This is a genomic window from Sphaerisporangium album, from assembly GCF_003323745.1.
Classification (GTDB): domain Bacteria; phylum Actinomycetota; class Actinomycetes; order Streptosporangiales; family Streptosporangiaceae; genus Sphaerisporangium; species Sphaerisporangium album.
In genome coordinates this window covers 34,239-50,760 of record NZ_QOIL01000011.1, presented here as the reverse complement: position 1 = coordinate 50,760, position 16,522 = coordinate 34,239, and the positions used below count along the sequence as shown (strand labels likewise).

The 16,522-nt window shown below is 73.2% G+C and carries 13 protein-coding genes; 3 read left to right on the top strand and 10 right to left on the bottom strand.

Translation table 11 applies throughout. From position 1 onward, the window contains the following. Window positions 1–131: 131 nt before the first annotated feature. Window positions 132–2,006, bottom strand: a complete 1,875-nt coding sequence (locus DQ384_RS20075; protein WP_147268837.1) for a hypothetical protein — start codon at window positions 2,004–2,006, stop codon at window positions 132–134. 293 nt (window positions 2,007–2,299) lie between these two features. Between DQ384_RS20075 and DQ384_RS20070 the strand changes: the two genes are divergently transcribed. Then, a complete protein-coding gene (locus DQ384_RS20070) occupies window positions 2,300–4,549 on the top strand; it encodes an ATP-dependent DNA helicase (RefSeq protein WP_245966629.1) in 2,250 nt (749 codons plus the stop codon). Between the two features lie 51 nt (window positions 4,550–4,600). Here the strand turns inward: DQ384_RS20070 and DQ384_RS20065 are convergent, their stop codons facing one another. The 9 genes from DQ384_RS20065 to DQ384_RS20025 all read right to left on the bottom strand — a co-directional run bounded on the left by DQ384_RS20065 (window position 4,601) and on the right by DQ384_RS20025 (window position 12,519). Beyond that, the gene (locus tag DQ384_RS20065) at window positions 4,601–5,404 is read right to left on the bottom strand and encodes an SGNH/GDSL hydrolase family protein (protein WP_114030396.1); all 804 of its coding nucleotides are present in this window, start codon (window positions 5,402–5,404) and stop codon (window positions 4,601–4,603) included. Beyond that, window positions 5,401–5,835 (bottom strand): type II 3-dehydroquinate dehydratase, encoded by a 435-nt coding sequence (gene aroQ / locus DQ384_RS20060; protein ID WP_114030395.1) that lies wholly within the window; start codon window positions 5,833–5,835, stop codon window positions 5,401–5,403. Before aroQ ends, DQ384_RS20065 begins: the two co-directional genes overlap by 4 nt. Window positions 5,836–5,871: 36 nt before the next feature. After that, window positions 5,872–6,948, bottom strand: a complete 1,077-nt coding sequence (gene aroB, locus DQ384_RS20055; protein ID WP_114030394.1) for a 3-dehydroquinate synthase — start codon at window positions 6,946–6,948, stop codon at window positions 5,872–5,874. Further along, on the bottom strand, window positions 6,945–7,478 hold the full coding sequence (locus tag DQ384_RS20050; protein ID WP_245966628.1) for a shikimate kinase: 534 nt from the start codon (window positions 7,476–7,478) through the stop codon (window positions 6,945–6,947). Before DQ384_RS20050 ends, aroB begins: the two co-directional genes overlap by 4 nt. After that, window positions 7,475–8,653 carry a chorismate synthase gene (aroC, locus tag DQ384_RS20045; RefSeq protein WP_220183030.1) on the bottom strand — a complete coding sequence of 393 codons (1,179 nt, stop codon included), beginning with the start codon at window positions 8,651–8,653 and terminating at the stop codon, window positions 7,475–7,477. The genes DQ384_RS20050 and aroC overlap by 4 nt, the downstream gene beginning before the upstream one ends. A gap of 205 nt (window positions 8,654–8,858) precedes the next feature. Further along, entirely contained in the window at window positions 8,859–9,575 is a 717-nt protein-coding gene (locus tag DQ384_RS20040) for a prepilin peptidase (protein ID WP_114030392.1), read from the bottom strand. Window positions 9,576–9,676: 101 nt separating this feature from the next. Further along, on the bottom strand, window positions 9,677–10,252 hold the full coding sequence (locus DQ384_RS20035; protein ID WP_114030391.1) for an SseB family protein: 576 nt from the start codon (window positions 10,250–10,252) through the stop codon (window positions 9,677–9,679). Between the two features lie 78 nt (window positions 10,253–10,330). Continuing rightward, complete coding sequence (gene bar, locus DQ384_RS20030; RefSeq protein ID WP_114030390.1) at window positions 10,331–11,437, bottom strand: barbiturase; 1,107 nt, start codon at window positions 11,435–11,437, stop codon at window positions 10,331–10,333. 164 nt (window positions 11,438–11,601) lie between these two features. Continuing rightward, window positions 11,602–12,519 carry a carbamate kinase gene (locus DQ384_RS20025; protein WP_245966627.1) on the bottom strand — a complete coding sequence of 306 codons (918 nt, stop codon included), beginning with the start codon at window positions 12,517–12,519 and terminating at the stop codon, window positions 11,602–11,604. 209 nt (window positions 12,520–12,728) lie between these two features. Here DQ384_RS20025 and DQ384_RS20020 point away from each other — a divergent pair, with 209 nt between their 5' ends. Together DQ384_RS20020 and DQ384_RS20015 are read left to right on the top strand one after the other, a co-directional pair. Continuing rightward, window positions 12,729–13,067, top strand: coding sequence for a hypothetical protein (locus tag DQ384_RS20020; RefSeq protein ID WP_114030389.1), 339 nt, complete (start codon window positions 12,729–12,731; stop codon window positions 13,065–13,067). A 182-nt stretch (window positions 13,068–13,249) separates the two neighbouring features. Further along, window positions 13,250–16,477 carry a S8 family serine peptidase gene (locus tag DQ384_RS20015; RefSeq protein WP_114030388.1) on the top strand — a complete coding sequence of 1,076 codons (3,228 nt, stop codon included), beginning with the start codon at window positions 13,250–13,252 and terminating at the stop codon, window positions 16,475–16,477. Window positions 16,478–16,522 lie beyond the last annotated feature (45 nt).

Genomic DNA, 16,522 nt, shown 5'->3' with positions numbered 1-16,522 from the left:
GGTGCGGGACAGCTGGTCACCCGGGCGACGGCCTCGTACGCCCCGGACGGCCGCGCGCCACCCGCCGGGAGCCCACCGGTGAGGGACGCGCGCCCCTCACCGGCCGCGGCGGGCGCGCCCGCCGGCGCCGCTCACCACTCGCGGCCCTTCTCCTCGGAGTACGGGCGCCCGCCCTCGTCCGGCCGGGGACGGCCCGCCTCCGGGCGCGCCCGCTCCCCCGTGCTGTTCATCGCGTCGGGGACGTACGGCCGCGAGAGCTGCGGATCCGTGTGGTCCATGGGTCGCTGGCCGATCGCGCCGAGCCCGAGCGGGTCCGCCGGGTCGACGGACCCCTGTCCCTGCCGTGGAGTCCCCCAGCCGTATGCGGAGGGGTCCGCGCCCGGCTGGTAACCCGGGTCCGCGTGCCCGGCGGGCGGCGAGCCGTAGGGCAGGGAGTCGTTCACGATGAGGTTCTCCCTCGGCACGACGTCCCCCGGATCGGCACCGTACCGCGCCCCGCCGTACTCGCCAGGAGGCGGGTACTCCGTCGAGTCGGGGTAGCCGGGACGGCCGGAGTAGTCGAGGGGGGGCGTGCCGTAGCCGCCACCCGGGTACGGGTCGCCCGGCTCGCCGCCGCGGCCGTAGCCGCCCGGCTGGAAGTCTCCCGTCGTGCCGTAGCCCGCCGGGGAGTACTCCTCCCGGGTCGCGTACTCGCCCCCGGGGCCGTACTCGCCGCGCGGGGGCCGCCGCTCCTCGCCGCGCGGGGCGGCCGGGTCGGGCGTGAGCTGCTCGGCGGAGAAGCTGTAGCCGGTCGGCGGTGTGAAGTCGGGGTTGACGCCCGCGTCGGGCGAGCCTCCCGGCTCGGGGTACTGAGCATCGGGGTACTGAGCATCGGGGTACTGGGCGCCGTACTGGGCAGAGCCCGCGTACTCCGGACGGGCGCCGTACTGCGCCGGGCCGCCGGGCTCGGGGGCGCCGCGGTACTGCGGCGATCCGTACTCGGCGGGGGTGGCGGGATCGGCGTATCCCGGTCGCGCGCCGTACTCGGGCTGGGGCGCGGCGGCCCCCCGGCCGTAGTCGGGCGGGCCGTAGTCGGCGGACGGCTCGTACCCGGCGGCGGGCGCACCGTACTCCGGGGAGGCCGCCGCGTACTCCGGAGACGGCGCCCCGTACTCGGAGGCGGGCGGGACGTACTCGGGCTGGGCGCGGCGGCCCGGCGCCTCGGCGGGCGCACGGCGGGCGGAGGGCTCGCCGTACCCGGACGGGACGCCGTAGTCGCCCGCGCCCGGCGGGACGGCCTGCGCGCCGGTGCTCGGCATGGGCACGCCCCCGGGGAACTCGGCCGGCGACGGCAGGGCCTGCGGCGGCACGTGGTGGGCGGCCCGGTCGCGGAAGTCGACCGGCGGCGCGGGGCGCTCACCCTGGGGCGCCTCGGCGGGACGGCCGCCGGAGGCGACCAGCTTGTCGGGGGCGGGCGCCGCGCCGCGCGCCACGAGGACGTCCTTCGGCCCGCGCGCGGGGACCGGGGCCTCCGGGTCCTGCGGGACCCTCCCCTGCGCGTACGCGGGATCGTGCCCGTAGTCGCCCTGGTCGTCGGCGTAGGGCTCCTGGTAGGAGTCGCCGTAGGAGTCCTGGTAGGCGTCGTCATAGGACATGGCCTGGGTGTACTCGCCGTCGTCCGGCGCGCCGGCCGGGCGGGCGTACTGCCCGGTGCCCGGATACTCCCGGTACTCGCCGTACTCGCCCTCGTCGGCGTACTCGCCCTCGTCCCCGTCGTCCTGGTGCCCGTGCTCGCCTTCGTGGCCCTCGGCGTACTCGCCGCCCGCGTCGGCGTACCCCTCGTCAAGGGTGTCGAGGAGACGCCCGACGTCCTCCATCGGCATGCGGAAACTGGCGGTGCACATCTCGCCCCGCCACAGGCTGAGAACGAGCGTGCCGTCGTGCCAGGTGACCCGGAGGACTCGCTCCTGGCCCCGGGCGTCGAAGAACACCTCACCGAACGATGGCAGTGGGACAACTTCCGACATGGCAGACATGTTGCTTTAACCAGCCTTTATTCGTCCACTCAACCTCAGGAAACCCTACCGAACCCATAACGCCAGCGTCATGCCAGACCCCATGGACCACTCCGGACACATGCGCCCTCGGCACGGGCAGGCGTATGGTAGATCGTCATTGACCCCCCAGAACCGGTGCGGCAAGTCTGCCACGCGCAGAGCCGTCCGGCTTCCGGAATGCCGAGATGCACCCGGAACGCACCGCGAGTCGCGGGACCGCTCCAGGCACGGCGACCCCTCCGGGGCGGGTAGCGTTGCGTGTCGTGCTCGACGACTCCCTCAACCCCATGGACACCTCGGATACCTCTCACATCTCAGGCACCTCCGGCACCGTGGACGCGACCGGCCCGGCGTACGACGCCCTGGACGACCACGAGGAACTCTCCGGCGACCTTCCCGGCGACGCGGACGAGGACGCCTTCGAGGACGAGCCAGAGGAAGACGAAGAAGAGGAAGAGCTTCCGTCCGTCGAGCAGTTGCTCGGCGCGGCCGTCGAGGGGGTCGGAGGCGCCGAGCGTCCCGGCCAGGTGAAGATGGCGCAGGCCGTCCGGCACGCCATCGAGAACGACGAGCACGTCGCCGTCCAGGCCGGCACGGGCACCGGCAAGTCGCTGGCGTACCTCGTCCCCGCGATCCGCCACGCGATCGAGTCCGACAGCGCCGTGGTCGTGTCCACCGCCACCATCGCCCTCCAGCGTCAGCTCGTCGACCGCGATCTGCCTCGCCTTTCGGAGGCCCTGGCCGATTACCTACCCCACGAGCCACAGTTCGCCATCCTCAAGGGAAGGCGAAACTATCTGTGTCGGTACAAGGTCACCGCCGCGTGGCCGGAGGACGAGGACGAGCAGCTCTTCGACCCGCGCGAGGTCAGCGCCACCGGCCGCATGGTCCAGCGCATCCAGGACTGGGCCGAGGAGACCGAGACCGGCGACCGCGACGAGCTGGTGCCGGGTGTCAACGAGCAGGCGTGGCGGCAGTTCTCCGTCAGCGCCCGCGAGTGCCTAGGCGCGCAGCGCTGCCCGAGCGGCGCCGAGTGCTTCGCCGAGCGCGCCCGTGAGCGGGCGGGCAAGGTCGACGTCGTCGTCACCAACCACGCGCTGCTCGCGATCGACGCGATGGAGGAGTTCGCCGTCCTCCCCGAACACGACGTCGTCATCGTGGACGAGGCCCACGAGCTCGTCGACCGCGTCACGAGCGTGGTCACCGACGAGCTGTCCGAGATCTCCGTCTCCACCGCCGTGCGCCGGGTCGGCCGGCTCATCGAGCAGGCCGTCGCCGACCGCCTCCAGGAGGCCGGGGAGGACCTGAAGGCGTTGCTCGCCGCCGCGCCGCCCGGCCGCATCGACCAGATCCCCCAGGTGCTCGGCATGACACTGTCGCTCGTGCGGGACGCCGCGTGGGCGTGTATCACCGCGATGGGCCCGCGCGGCGGCGACATGTGGGGCGGCGGCAAGAACGACGACCCCGAGAAGGCCGGGCAGCGCAAGGCCGCCTTCACCGCCCTGGACGAGGTGCACGACACCGCCGTCCGCATCCTGGAGGCGTTCGGCGGCGACTCCGAGGTCGACCGGGCCGAGGTCGTGTGGCTCGACGGGGCGACCGACCGCCGTCCCCCGGTGCTGAGGGTCGCGCCGCTGAGCGTCGGCGGCATGCTGCGCGACAAGCTCTTCGCCGACCGCACCGTGATCCTCACCAGCGCCACGCTCGCCCTCGGCGGCACGTTCGACGGCATGGCCCGCCAGTGGGGGCTCGGCCCCGCCCGCGCCGAGCAGGCCGCCCCCGCCGAGACCGAGCAGAAGCCCGACACCCAGCAGAAGCCCGACTCCGGGCAGAAGCGCAAGCCGTGGATCGGCCTGGACGTCGGCTCGCCCTTCGACCACGCGCGCAGCGGCATCCTCTACATCGCCAAGCACCTGCCCCAGCCGGGGCGCGACGGGCTGCCCAAGGAGTACCTGGACGAGATCGCCGAGCTCATCGAGGCGGCGGGCGGCCGCACGCTCGGTCTGTTCTCCTCCATGCGCGCCGCCAAGGCCGCCACCGAGGCGCTGCGCGACCGCCTCGGCACGCCGATGCTGTGCCAGGGCGACGACTCGACGTCCTTGCTGGTCAAGCAGTTCGCCGAGGATCCCGCCACGTGCCTGTTCGGCACGCTGTCGCTGTGGCAGGGCGTCGACGTGCCGGGCCCGTCCCTGAGTCTGGTGATCATCGACCGGGTGCCGTTCCCCCGGCCGGACGACCCGCTGGCCTCGGCCCGGCAGCGGCACATCGCGGCCAGGGGAGGCAACGGCTTCATGGCGGTCGCCGCGACCCACGCGGCGCTGCTGCTCGCCCAGGGGGCCGGGCGCCTGCTGCGCAGCCAGAACGACAAGGGCGTGGTGGCCGTCCTGGACCCGCGCCTCGCGACCGCGCGCTACGGAGGCTTCCTGCGCGACTCGCTGCCGCCGTTCTGGACCACCAGCGACCCCCAGAAGGTACGCGCGGCCCTGCGCCGCCTCACCTCGACCGCCTCGTGAGGCTCAGGGCGTGCGCGCCCTGAGGTACAGGGCGGTGGCGCGCCGTAACGCTCAGGGGGTGCGCGCGTCCCCAAAGGGGGAGTCGGCGTCGGCCATGGTGAGATACGGGCCGAGGGAAGGACGCTTGGGGTCCACCGCGTCGCCCGAGGACGTGCCGCGCAGGCGGCGGCCGACCCAGGGCAGCAGGTGCTCGCGCAGCCAGAGACGGTCCTCGCGCAGCTTCACCCTGCGGTCGACGCGCTCGCGCGGCGGCCAGGTGTGGCGCCAGTCGTCCTCGGAGGGAACGCCGAGCACCTCGCACACCTTCGCGGCCACCAGGCGGTGCCCCTCGGCGTTCATGTGCAGGCGGTCCTCGCTCCAGGCCCGCCAGTCGCGCAGGGACTGCATCGACCACTGGTCGACCACCCGGCAGCCGTACAGGTCGGCGATGGACCGGACGTGCAGGTAGAAGGTGGCGCAGCGGCCGCGGACGTGGCGCATCAGCGGCGTGTCGCGCGGGTCGACCCCGGTGAACAGCACGACCTCGGCGCCCGTGGCACGCAGGTCGCGCACGGCGCGCGCGAACGTCTTGGCCATGCGGTCGGGGTCGCCGCCGGGCCGTAGCAGGTCGTTGCCGCCGGCGCAGAGGCTGACCAGGTCCGGCTTCAGCTCGACGGCGGCCGGCACCTGCCGCTCGACGATCTGGTCCAGCAGCTTGCCGCGCACGGCGAGGTTGGCGTACCGGAAACCGGGCTCCAGCGCGGCCAGCCGCTCGGCCACCCGGTCGGCCCAGCCGCGGAAGTGCCCGTCGTGGCCCGGGTCGTTGAGGCCCTCGGTGAAGCTGTCGCCGATCGCGACGTAGGACCTGTACGTCACGCGGCCTCCTCGGCGATGGCGCGCAGCGCGAGCTCGTACGAGCGCAGGCCGAACCCGGCGATCGTCCCCGACGCCACGGCCGCGACCACCGAGGTGTGGCGGAACTCCTCGCGTGCGGCGGGGTTCGAGATGTGCACCTCGATCAGCGGGGCCGTGCGCTGGGCGATAGCGTCGCGCAGCGCGTACGAGTAGTGGGTGAAGGCGGCCGGGTTCAGCACCACGGGGACCGCGCCGTCGGCGGCCTCGTGGATCCACCCGACCAGCTCGGCCTCGTCGTCGGTCTGCCGGACGTCCACCGACAGGCCGAGCTCCCTGCCCGTCCGCCGGCACAGCGCCTGGAGGTCCTCGAACGTCTCCGCGCCGTACACGTCCGGCTCGCGCGTGCCCAGCCGCGACAGGTTGGGGCCGTTGAACACGAACACTGTCCTCATCGAACCGTCCTCATCGCACCGTCCTCATCGCACCGCTCACCGGGCGACCTCGTGGTAGGCCGCCTCCAGAAGCTCCTCCGGCGGGTCCTCCAGCCGGGTGACCTTCGCGACGTCGTCAAGGATCACGAACCGCCGCTTGGCGCCGCGGTTCTTCTTGTCGACCCGCATGTGGTCGCGCAGCTCGGGCCATGCCTCGCGGCGGTAGGCGGTCGGCAGGCCCACCGACGTCAGGATCGAGCGGGTGCGCTCGACCAGGTCCACCCCGGCGTGCCCGGCCAGCCGGGACAGCTCGGCGGCGTACACCATGCCGATGGACACGGCCTCGCCGTGCCGGATGTGGTAGCTCTCGACCCGCTCGATCGCGTGCGCGAGCGTGTGCCCGTAGTTGAGGATCTCACGCAGGCCCGACTCACGCAGATCGGCCCCGACCACGTCGGCCTTGATCTGGATCTTGCGCTCGATCAGGGCGCGCGTGTGGCGGCCCTCGGGCAGCCGGGCGCCCTCGGGGTCGTCCTCGACCAGGAGCAGGATCGTCGGGTCGGCGATGAAGCCGCCCTTGATGATCTCGGCGAGCCCGGCCACGTAGTCGTCACGCGGGACGGAGACCAGGGTCGCGAGGTCGCACAGGACCCCGGCGGGCGGGTGGAAGGCGCCGACCAGGTTCTTGCCCTCGGCGGTGTTGATGCCGGTCTTGCCGCCCACCGCGGCGTCCACCATGCCGAGCAGCGTGGTCGGCATCTGGACGACCTCGACCCCGCGCAGCCAGGTGGCCGCGGCGAACCCGGCGAGATCGGTCGTGGCGCCCCCGCCGACGCCCACCACGGCGTCCGACCGGGTGACGCCGTAGCGGCCGAACGCCGACCACAGCTCGGCCGCGACCTCCACGGACTTGGCGTGCTCGCCGTCCGGGACGGGCAGCTCGACCACGGTGTACCCGGCGGACCGCAGGACCCCGCAGACCGGGCGGGCGATCTCCGGCAGGCCGGCGGGATGGACCACCGCCACCGTGCGCACGCCCTCGCCGAACAGGCCGGGCAGCTCGGCGAGCACGCCGGTGCCGACGACCACGTCGTACGGACGCTCGCCCTTGACGGTGATGCGGGTGCTGGTCACGCCGTGAGCCCCTTGACGATCTCGTCGGTGATGTCCTCGGGAGTGCGCCCGTCGGTCGCCACGATCAGGGACGCCAGCCGCTCGTAGATGGGACGGCGCTCGTCCATGAGCTGCTTGAGGCGGCTGCGCGGGTTCAGCACCAGCAGCGGGCGCGCCGAGGCGAGGCCCACGCGCTGCACGGCGTCCGCCAGGCCGACCTGCAGGTAGACCACCGGGTGCCCGGCGAGCAGGCTCTGCGTGGCCTCGCTGAGGATCGCGCCGCCGCCGAGCGACAGCACCCCGGCGTGCTCGTCCAGCGCCCGGCGCACGGCCTCGGCCTCCAGCTCGCGGAAGCGCTCCTCGCCGTCGTCCACGAAGATGTCGGAGACCGGCTTGCCCGCCACGGCCTCGACGTCGGCGTCGGTGTCGCGGAACGACGTGCCGAGCCGCTGGGCCAGCAGGGTGCCGACGGTCGACTTGCCCGACCCCGGCGGGCCGATCAGCACCGCCCTGGGCGTCGCGCGTTCATCGCCGGGTGCAGGAGACGTCACTTGATCACCATAGACGAGAGGTAGCCGGACACGTTGCGGGCAACCTCCTCCACGGAGTCGCCGCCGAACTTCTCGACGGCCGCGTCGGCGAGCACCAGCGCGACCATCGCCTCAGCGACGATACCGGCGGCCGGAACGGCGCACACATCCGACCTCTGGTTGATCGCCTTCGCGGGCTCGCCGGTCAGCACGTCGACCGTGGACAGGGCGCGGGGCACCGTGGAGATCGGCTTCATGGCGGCGCGCACCCGCAGCGGCTCGCCGTTGGTCATGCCGCCCTCGACTCCGCCCGCGCGGTTGGTGACGCGCCGGACGCCCTCGGGGGTGTTCTCGATCTCGTCGTGGGCCTGCGAGCCCCGGCGGCGCGCGGTCTCGAACCCGTCCCCCACGCCGACGCCCTTGATCGCCTGGATGCCCATGAGCGCCGCCGCGAGGCGCGCGTCCAGGCGCCGGTCCCAGTGGACGTAGCTGCCCATGCCCGGCGGCAGGCCGTACGCCACGACCTCCACGACACCGCCCAGCGTGTCGCCCTCCCTCTTGGCCGTGTCGATCTCTTCGATCATGGCGGCCGCGGCCTCGGCGTCCAGGCAGCGCACGGGGTTCTCGTCGATCACCGCGAGGTCGCCGGGGCCCGGGATCACCCCGGGAGGCGCCTCGGCCGCGCCGACGGCGATCACGTGGCTGACGATGTCGACGCCGAGCGCCTGCTTGAGGAAGTTCCGCGCGACCTGGCCGAGCGCGACGCGGGCCGCGGTCTCACGGGCGCTGGCGCGGTCGAGGACCGGGCGGGCGTCGTCGAAACCGTACTTCTGCATGCCGGACAGGTCGGCGTGGCCGGGGCGGGGGCGCGACAGCGGGGCGTTGCGCGCCTGCGCGGCGAGCAACTCGGGGTCGACCGGGTCGGCCGCCATCACCGTCTCCCACTTGGGCCACTCGGTGTTGCCCACGCGGATCGCCACCGGGCTGCCCAGCGTGCGGCCGTGGCGGACGCCACCGACGATGGTCACCTCGTCCTGCTCGAACTTCATGCGCGCGCCCCGGCCGTACCCCAGCCGGCGCCTCGCCAGAGCGTCCTGGACATCGGCGGTCGTCACGGCGACGCCGGCGGGCAACCCTTCGAGGATGGCGACGAGCTCGGGGCCATGGGACTCGCCTGCGGTCAACCAGCGCAACATGATGACAAGTCTTCCATGCACGGCCCACTGCCCTCACCCACCTCCCGGCGACGCCCCGCGGCAGCACGTACCCGCACGCCACGTACCTGGACGCCCTCGGACCCTCCTTCCCGCACGGACACGCCACCCCGGACGGCGCCGAAGCGGTGAGGAGGGACGACGGCGAATCCGGCGCCTTTTCGGGGGCGGTACCGATGGCTTTCGTTCAGGTGAGGATGGGGGCGAGGGTTCCGAGGAGGATGAACGGGCCCAGGGGGAACTGGGTCTTGGCGGTCGCGCGGCGGGCGAGGAGCAGGGTGACGGCGTACAGGGCGCCGAGGAACTGGCCCGCGAGCGCGCCGACGAGCCAGGCGTCCAGGCCGAGCGCGCCGAGGAGCATGCCGACGAGCCCGGCCAGCTTCACGTCCCCGAACCCGAGCGCGTCGGGACGGACGAACCACATGATCGCGTACGCCCCGGCCAGCGCGAGGCCGCCGAGCAGCCCGCCCCCCAGGTGCCCGGTCGGGACGAGCAGGATCGCGAGGATGGGATAGGAGGGCAGCGTGATCGCGTCCGGCAGCCGTCGCGTACGCCAGTCGATCATCGCGAGCGCACAGCCCGCGAGCGCCGCGTACAGCCAGGCGGCCAGCTCCCACGACCCCGCGAACCTCCAGGCCACCACCCCGCACGCGACGGCGGCCCCTGCCTCGGCGACGGGCGGCCACACGGGCCTCGGAACGGCGCGCACCAGAGCGCGGAAGGCGTGCCGCGCTTCCTCCCGGTGTGCCCGCCGCATCGCCTCACGAGCCGTTGCCTCGTCCGGGCCCGGCCGGGCGGCGGCCGGGGCGGTGAGCTCGGAGGGGCCGAAGCCGTGCGCCAGGGCGCGGATGTAGGGCCCGGCGAGGAAGCCCATGAGGGCGGCCCCGGCGACGATGAAGCTCACGAGCCGACCCTAGCCGCCGTCATCGCCCGGCGAGGCTCGGCCGCAGTCTCCGCGCGGACGCCGGAACGACCCGCGGTCGGCGGGAGGGACGCGGGCGACGGTCAGCCGCGGTCTCCGCGCAGGCGGCGGAACAGCCCGCGCTTGGCAGGGGCGACGCGGGCGACGGTCACGTCGGCGTGCGGGGCGAGTCCTCGCAGGAGCGCCTGGACACCGTCACGGTCGGCGGAGGTCTCACCGATGGAGGCCAGGGCGCGCAGCACCCCTCCCTCGATCGCGAACGGCACCGGACCGGCCACGTCGATCATCACGGCGGCGGCGTCCTCGCCCAGCGCGGCCCGGCAGACCTGAGGAGTGAGGGCCTGGATCGGCCGCGCGTCGGCGCGCCACAGCCGCAGCGACTCGGCCCCCGTGAACGCCGGCACCGCCTTCCTGCCGTCGGCGCCCACCAGGACCGGCAGCGCCATCTCGCTTTCCTTCTCCCGCCGGAGCCCGTTCTCTCCGAGCTCGGACTCGGTCAGCAGCGCCACCACGGGCACGAGCAGGCGCGCGGTACTCAGGGCGGACGCCACCTCGGCGGCACCCCCCGTCCCGGACGCGAACGCGGCCAGCGCGGCGGCCACCGACGGATCGGCGCCACCGTCGTCGCCGGGAACCAGCGGCTGCGGAATGCTCGGCACGACCCGCGAGCCTACCCGCCACCGCGCCGGCCCGACGCCACGAGACCCGCAGGGCCGCGCTCCCACCGGACGGGCGGGTCAGCCCAGGTCGGCGATGGCGGCCACCGGACCGCCGCCCGAAGGGCCCTGGTGGACGGCGGCCACCGAGACGAAGACGGCCGGGTCGCCGGTGACGCAGGCGGCGACGCCGCCGACCGTGGCCTTGATCTGGCGGTGCCAGTGGACGTCGGAGTCGTCGAGCATGATGTTCCTGCGCCCGCGCACCCGCCCGCTCGGGTCGGCCTCGCACTTCATGAACACGTTGACGAGGCGGCCGCCGAGGTCGCTCGGGTGGGGACGACCGGGCAGGTCTATGCCGCTGGCGCGGATCGCCTCCCAGATGCCGTCGGCGTCCAGGGCGTCCTTCATCACGCTGTGCCCGATGCGGTACCGGCCGCCGATGCCGCGCACGTTGCCGACCACGACGATCTGCGCGCGGTCCAGTTCGACGCCCGAGGAGCAGGAGGCGACGCTGGAGTACAGGGAGAGGTCGCGGTGGATCTGCTCGGCGCTCGGCATCTCGATCTCGCCGAGCGCGACGGCGATGCCAAGGGCGGTCGTGGAGTTGGAGATGTCCATGGAGGGGCCGGTGTCCTCGATGACGACCTCCTGCCCGCGCGACCTCGCGTCGGTGATCGTGGCGAGGGTGAGCAGCGGCGTCTTGGTCTGCACGTAGTGGACGTCGGCCGGGTCCTCGATCCCCGCGATCTTCATGGCCTCCCGCACGCCGGCGGCGACCTTCTCGACCATCGCGGGGCGGCCGATGTCCTCGGGGAGGATGACGTCGCTCATCGCGACGCCGACCGAGACGCGCGGCTCCTCGGACGGCTCGACGGTGGCGGGGTCGACCGAGGCGAAGATCGTGGCGTGCGGGCTGAGCACGCCGTCGGTCCCTCCCGACCACACCAGCGGCACCTGCGCGACCTCCTCGGGCGTCCGCGTCCCCTTGGCGATCAGCACCTCGCGGAAGGCGCGGTCGGCCAGGATGCGGGTGTAGTCGTTGACGCCGCCGTTGCCCTCGGTCTTGCCGATCACGGCGAGCACGCGGTCGGCCTCGATCACGCCGTCGTCGATGAGCTTCTCGAGCCCGGAGGCGTCGGTGACGCTCTCGATGGCGACCTTGCGCACCTCGATCGGATCCGGCATATCTCTTTCCTCTCCCTATCTCCCGGTCACCGCCCGGTCACCGCGCACGCGCGGGGCCGGTCGTCCCTTCACGGCCGGACGTTCCCGGCCGGTACGGTCACCACTCCCGGCACGCCGGGTCCTTGCCCTCGTCGCCAAGGGGAAGTCCCGGGCCGGGGTCGGCCTCACGGCGCGGTCCCGTCCACGACGGTGCCGGCGTCGCCGGTCAGCGCCTCGCCGATGAGCTCCAGCGACGTGATCACGGCCCGCCCGCCGGCCTCGGCGAACCGGAGCACGGACTCGACCTTCGGGCCCATGCTGCCGCTCGCGAAGTGTCCCTCGGCCTGCAGGGCGCGCAGTTCGGCGACGGTGGTCCCGCCGATCGGCCGGGCGTGGGCGGTGCCGAATCCGGCGACGGCGCCGGGCACATCGGTGGCGATGACGAGGACGGTCGCCCCGACGGCCCGCGCGAGCACGGCGGCGGCGCCGTCCTTGTCCACCACGGCCTCGACCCCGGCCAGGGTGCCGTCCGCGGCGCGGACGACGGGCACTCCCCCGCCTCCGGCGACCACGACGGTGTACCCGGCGTCCATCAGGGCCAGCGCGGCGGGGGCGTCGAGGATCTCCAGCGGCTCGGGGGAGGCGACCACGCGCCTCCACCCCTTGCCCGGGAACTCGCGCCAGGTCTGGCCGAGTTCCTGGAACCTGCGGGCCTCGGCCTCGCTGAAGTACCGGCCGATCGGCTTGACGGGGTCGGCGAACGCGGGATCCTCCGGGTCGACCAGCGTCCGGGTGACGAGGACGGCCGCGCGGTGGCCGAGCGCGTTGAGGATGAGCACGCCGATGGTGGCCTGGGTCTGCGCGCCGCACCAGTCGAGGGGGACGGGCGGCACCACCCCGGCGGCGAGCTGGTTCTTGAGCAGCAGGTTGCCGACCTGCGGGCCGTTGCCGTGGGTCAGGACGACCTCGTGGCCCGCGGAGATCAGCGCGGAGACGTGGGTCATCGCGCCCTCGACGGCCCGCCGCTGGTCGCCCGGTGACGCGCTGCCGTCCGGGGCGGTCATCGCGTTGCCGCCCAAAGCGATCAGTATGCGTTCGCCCACAGCCCGAAGCTATCCACACCGCGGTCCGGCCTCATTGGCCATCATTGCCCACTGATTCCGGTTTCTTAGGAACATTTCGCCGAAAAAGATCAGGGCATACCACCATGTACCACTCCACGCGCCCCCTCCCGCATATCGATCCGACGGAGAAGCCACCCGAGGCGCGGATTCCTCGCGCTCGCAGGCTGTCAAGATGCAGAATCGGAGGCGTGGAGTCCCAGAAGCTGGAACGCGACGAGGTCGCCGCCGCCATGTCCGCACGCCGCGAGCTCGGCCCCCAGTACGAGCTCGAACTGGCCGAATCCCTGGTCGACCGGGTGAACGCGGTCATCGACGCCAGGCTGGCCGCCCGGCCCAGGCGCCAGGGCCCCGACTGGGCGCAGATGACGCTGGGCCTCGGGTCGCTCGCGCTCTCGGTGCCCCTGACCGTGATCGTGGTGGTGAACACCGAGAAGACCATGCCGCTCCTGCTCGTGTTCGCGCTCATCGCCGCCGTCAACTTCGCGTACGCGATCACCAGGACGGGCGGACGCGGCAACAGACAGTGACCACCGCCCCGGCCGGGCACACCCTCGCCCCCTCTCCCATCGAGCGCTAAATCGTTCTATATACCTTTAAGTCGCTAAAGTCCGACTTTTTCTAAAAATATTTCGCGGCGGGAGGCAACCTCCCGTCGCTTTTTCGTGTCCTAGTGGATTGACCGGTAGTAAACAAACCGCAAAGGACGACGATGAAGCGAAAAGTCGCAACAATCGCCCTCGCGGCCGTGACCGCGCTGGGCGTGACGGCGGTGCCCTCGGCCGCCGGGACGGCCACGGCACAGCCTGGCGCGAAACAGCCCGGTACCAAGCAAGGCGGCGCGAAGAGCGTGTCCGGCAGTGTGTCGGGCACGGTCACGCTCATCACGGGCGACAAGGTGACCGTGTCCGGCGCACCGGGAGATCCGAACGCGTACCAGGTCCGGCCGGGGGCCGGACGCAGGGCGTCCTTCTCGGTCCAGAAGTTCGCCGGCCACGTGTACGTGATCCCGTCGGACGCGGCCTCCCTCGTCGGCAGGGGCCTGGTCGACCGGCGCCTGTTCGACGTCACGCAGCTGCTGGAGTGGCGCTACGACGACGCGCACCGCGCCGACATCCCGATCATGACGCAGGGCGGCACGGCCCCGAAGGCGGCAAGGGCCGGGCGCACGCTGGACGACGTCGGGCTGGCGGCGGCCCGGGTGCCCAAGGCACAGGCCGCCGCCGTCTGGAAGGACCTGCGGCCGGGCGCGGAGGCGGCCAGGTCGCTTACGGCCGGCGTGACCAAGCTCTGGCTGGACGGCAAGCTGTCCTACTCGCTCGACAAGAGCGTCCCGCAGATCGGCGCCCCGGAGGCCTGGAAGAAGGGCCTGACGGGCAAGGGCGTGACCGTCGCGGTCCTCGACTCCGGCTATGACCCGAACCACCCCGACCTCAAGGGCGTGGTCACCCAGTCCGCCAACTTCTCCGACGAACCCGACACCAGCGACAACGTCGGCCACGGCACCCACGTGGCCTCCATCGTCGCGGGCTCGGGCGCGGCGTCCGGCGGCAGGTACAAGGGCGTGGCACCGGAGGCCAAGATCGCCCTCGGCAAGGTCGGCGGCGCCTTCGGCATCGCCGAGTCGGCGCTGATCGCCGGCATGGAGTGGGCGGCGACCGAGGTCAAGGCCCCGGTGGTGAACGTCAGCATCGGCGGGCCGGACGGCCAGGACATCGACCCGGTCGAGCAGGCGGTGAACACGCTCAGCGAGCGGACCGGCACACTGTTCGTCATCGCGGCCGGCAACTCGGGGCCGCGGTCCATCGGCAGCCCGGGCAGCGCCGACGCCGCGCTCACCGTCGGGGCGGTCGACGTCGGCGACCGTCTCGCCGGGTTCTCCAGCCAGGGCCCGCGCGTGGGCGACCGCGCCGTCAAGCCGGACATCACCGCGCCGGGCGTGGAGATCACGGCCGCGGCGGCCGAGGGCACCGCCTCGGGGCCCTACGTGGCCCACAGCGGCACCTCGATGGCGACCCCGCACGTCGTGGGCGCCGCCGCCATCCTGGCCCAGCAGCACCCGGACTGGAAGGGAGCGCGCCTCAAGGCCGCACTGATGGCCTCGGCCGAGCCCGGCGCGGACCTGACGCCGTACCAGCAGGGCACCGGGCGGGTCGACGTGGCGAAGGCCGTCACCCAGACGGTGGTGGCCGACACCCCGAACGTCTGGGCCGTCGTGCGCTGGCCCGGAGGCGGCCCGGCCGTCACCAAGCAGATCACCTACGCCAACACCTCGGCCGCGCCGGTGGACCTCGCGCTGACCGAGGACGGCCCGTTCGCCCTCTCCGCCGGCCACCTCACGGTCCCCGCGGGCGGCAGCGCGTCGGTGACGCTGACCCTGGCCTCCGGGCTGGCGCCCGGCACCTACCCCGGGGTCGTCACCGCGACGGCGGACGGCGTGAGCGTGCGCAGCCTGGCGGGGGCGTTCGTCGAGCCGGAGTCCTACGACGTGACGGTGAAGGCGACCGGCAGGGACGGCGCGCCGCTCGACGACGTCTTCGCCATGTTCTACGACCTCAAGACCGGCGAGTTCAACGACCTGCGCTTCAGCGGCGGGGTCGCCAAGACGCGCCTGCAGCGCGGTGACTGGAAGCTCATCGCCGACCTGCTGGAGGAGAACGCCTACACCTTCACCCACCGTACGGTGACGGTCGGCACTCATGACGAGACCGTGGAGCTGGACGCCCGCAAGGCCGGCCTCGTCAAGTTCTCGCTGGACGACCCGGCGGCCACGTCCACGGGGTTGGTCCAGATCAACAGCCGCATGGCGGACGGTGACGCGACGTTCGAGAGCATCTTCCTAGGGGCCGAGCCGCAGGGCTGGGGCGCCTACCTCCTGCCCTCCCGCGAGCCGGACATGGACTACGCGGCCCGCTCGGTGTGGGAGAAGGGCTCGCCGGTGACGAGCCGGTACGACCTGGTCGACTACCGGAAGGGCGGCCTTCCCGCCGACCCGGGAGGCCGGTTCAGGAAGGCGGAGCTGGCGAAGATCACGGCCACCCTCCGCGCCCAGGACGTCGCCGCCCCGGCCGAGTTCGACCGGGTCGCGAGCCTACCGGGCCAGTCGTTCCTCATCATCGGGGCGTCGCCGTCGGCCGTGGCGGTTCCGAGCACGCTGACCAACTATGCGACGCCCGGGGCCGGCCTGACCTGGAACGCCGCCTTCGCGCACGACGCGGGGACCTACCTCCTGGCCGACGCGCAGGGGCGCACCGTGCGGCGCGGCAACACCTCCGAGACGTGGAACGCGGCGGCCACCGGCCCGTCCGCTCCTCCGGTGCTGCGGTTCGAGGACGAGCTGGTCTACATCCTCGACGGCCTGTTCACCGACTCGCGCGCCGGCCGCCTCGGCTGGGACGGCAACGTCACGGGGACGGCGAGCCTCAGCAAGGACGGCACCGTCCTGCAGAGCACCGAGCTCGACGACTGCGACTTCGGCGGCTGGTGCGGCCTGCAGGCGACGGTCCCGGCCGAGGCGGCGACGTACACGGTGAACGTGTCGGCCCGCCGCACGGCCCCGTACTCCACGCTGGCGACGGGAGTCGACGCGACGTGGACGTTCAAGTCGGCGCACACGGCGGACGTGGCGGAGGTCCCGGTGCCCGCCGTGAAGTTCAACCTGCTGGGGGTCGACGCCTACAACCGGGCGAGGCCCGGCTCGATCACCGCGATGGGGATGACCACCGAGGGCGGCGAGCTGACCGCACTGAAGGTGGAGGCGTCCTTCGACGACGGCAGGACCTGGCGGACGCTGCGGGTGGACCGGGTCGGCGGCGGGTGGGCAGCCTTGGTGGCGAACCCCGGCTCCCCTGGCTTCGTGTCGCTGCGCGCCACGGGCACCGGCGCCGACGGCTCCCAGCTCAAGGAGACGATCACCCGGGCGTACGCGGTCCGGCGCTGAACGGACACGCTGACCGGCGCTGACCTGCGCTGAACAAGGGCCGGG

Excerpts from the sequence above, each read along its gene's own strand:
- DQ384_RS20075 (WP_147268837.1), bottom strand. The coding sequence starts at position 2,006 with ATGTCGGAAGTTGTCCCACTGCCATCGTTCGGTGAGGTGTTCTTCGAC.
- aroQ (WP_114030395.1), bottom strand. The coding sequence starts at position 5,835 with ATGAGGACAGTGTTCGTGTTCAACGGCCCCAACCTGTCGCGGCTGGGC.
- aroC (WP_220183030.1), bottom strand. The coding sequence starts at position 8,653 with ATGTTGCGCTGGTTGACCGCAGGCGAGTCCCATGGCCCCGAGCTCGTC.
- bar (WP_114030390.1), bottom strand. The coding sequence starts at position 11,437 with ATGCCGGATCCGATCGAGGTGCGCAAGGTCGCCATCGAGAGCGTCACC.
- DQ384_RS20015 (WP_114030388.1), top strand. The coding sequence starts at position 13,250 with ATGAAGCGAAAAGTCGCAACAATCGCCCTCGCGGCCGTGACCGCGCTG.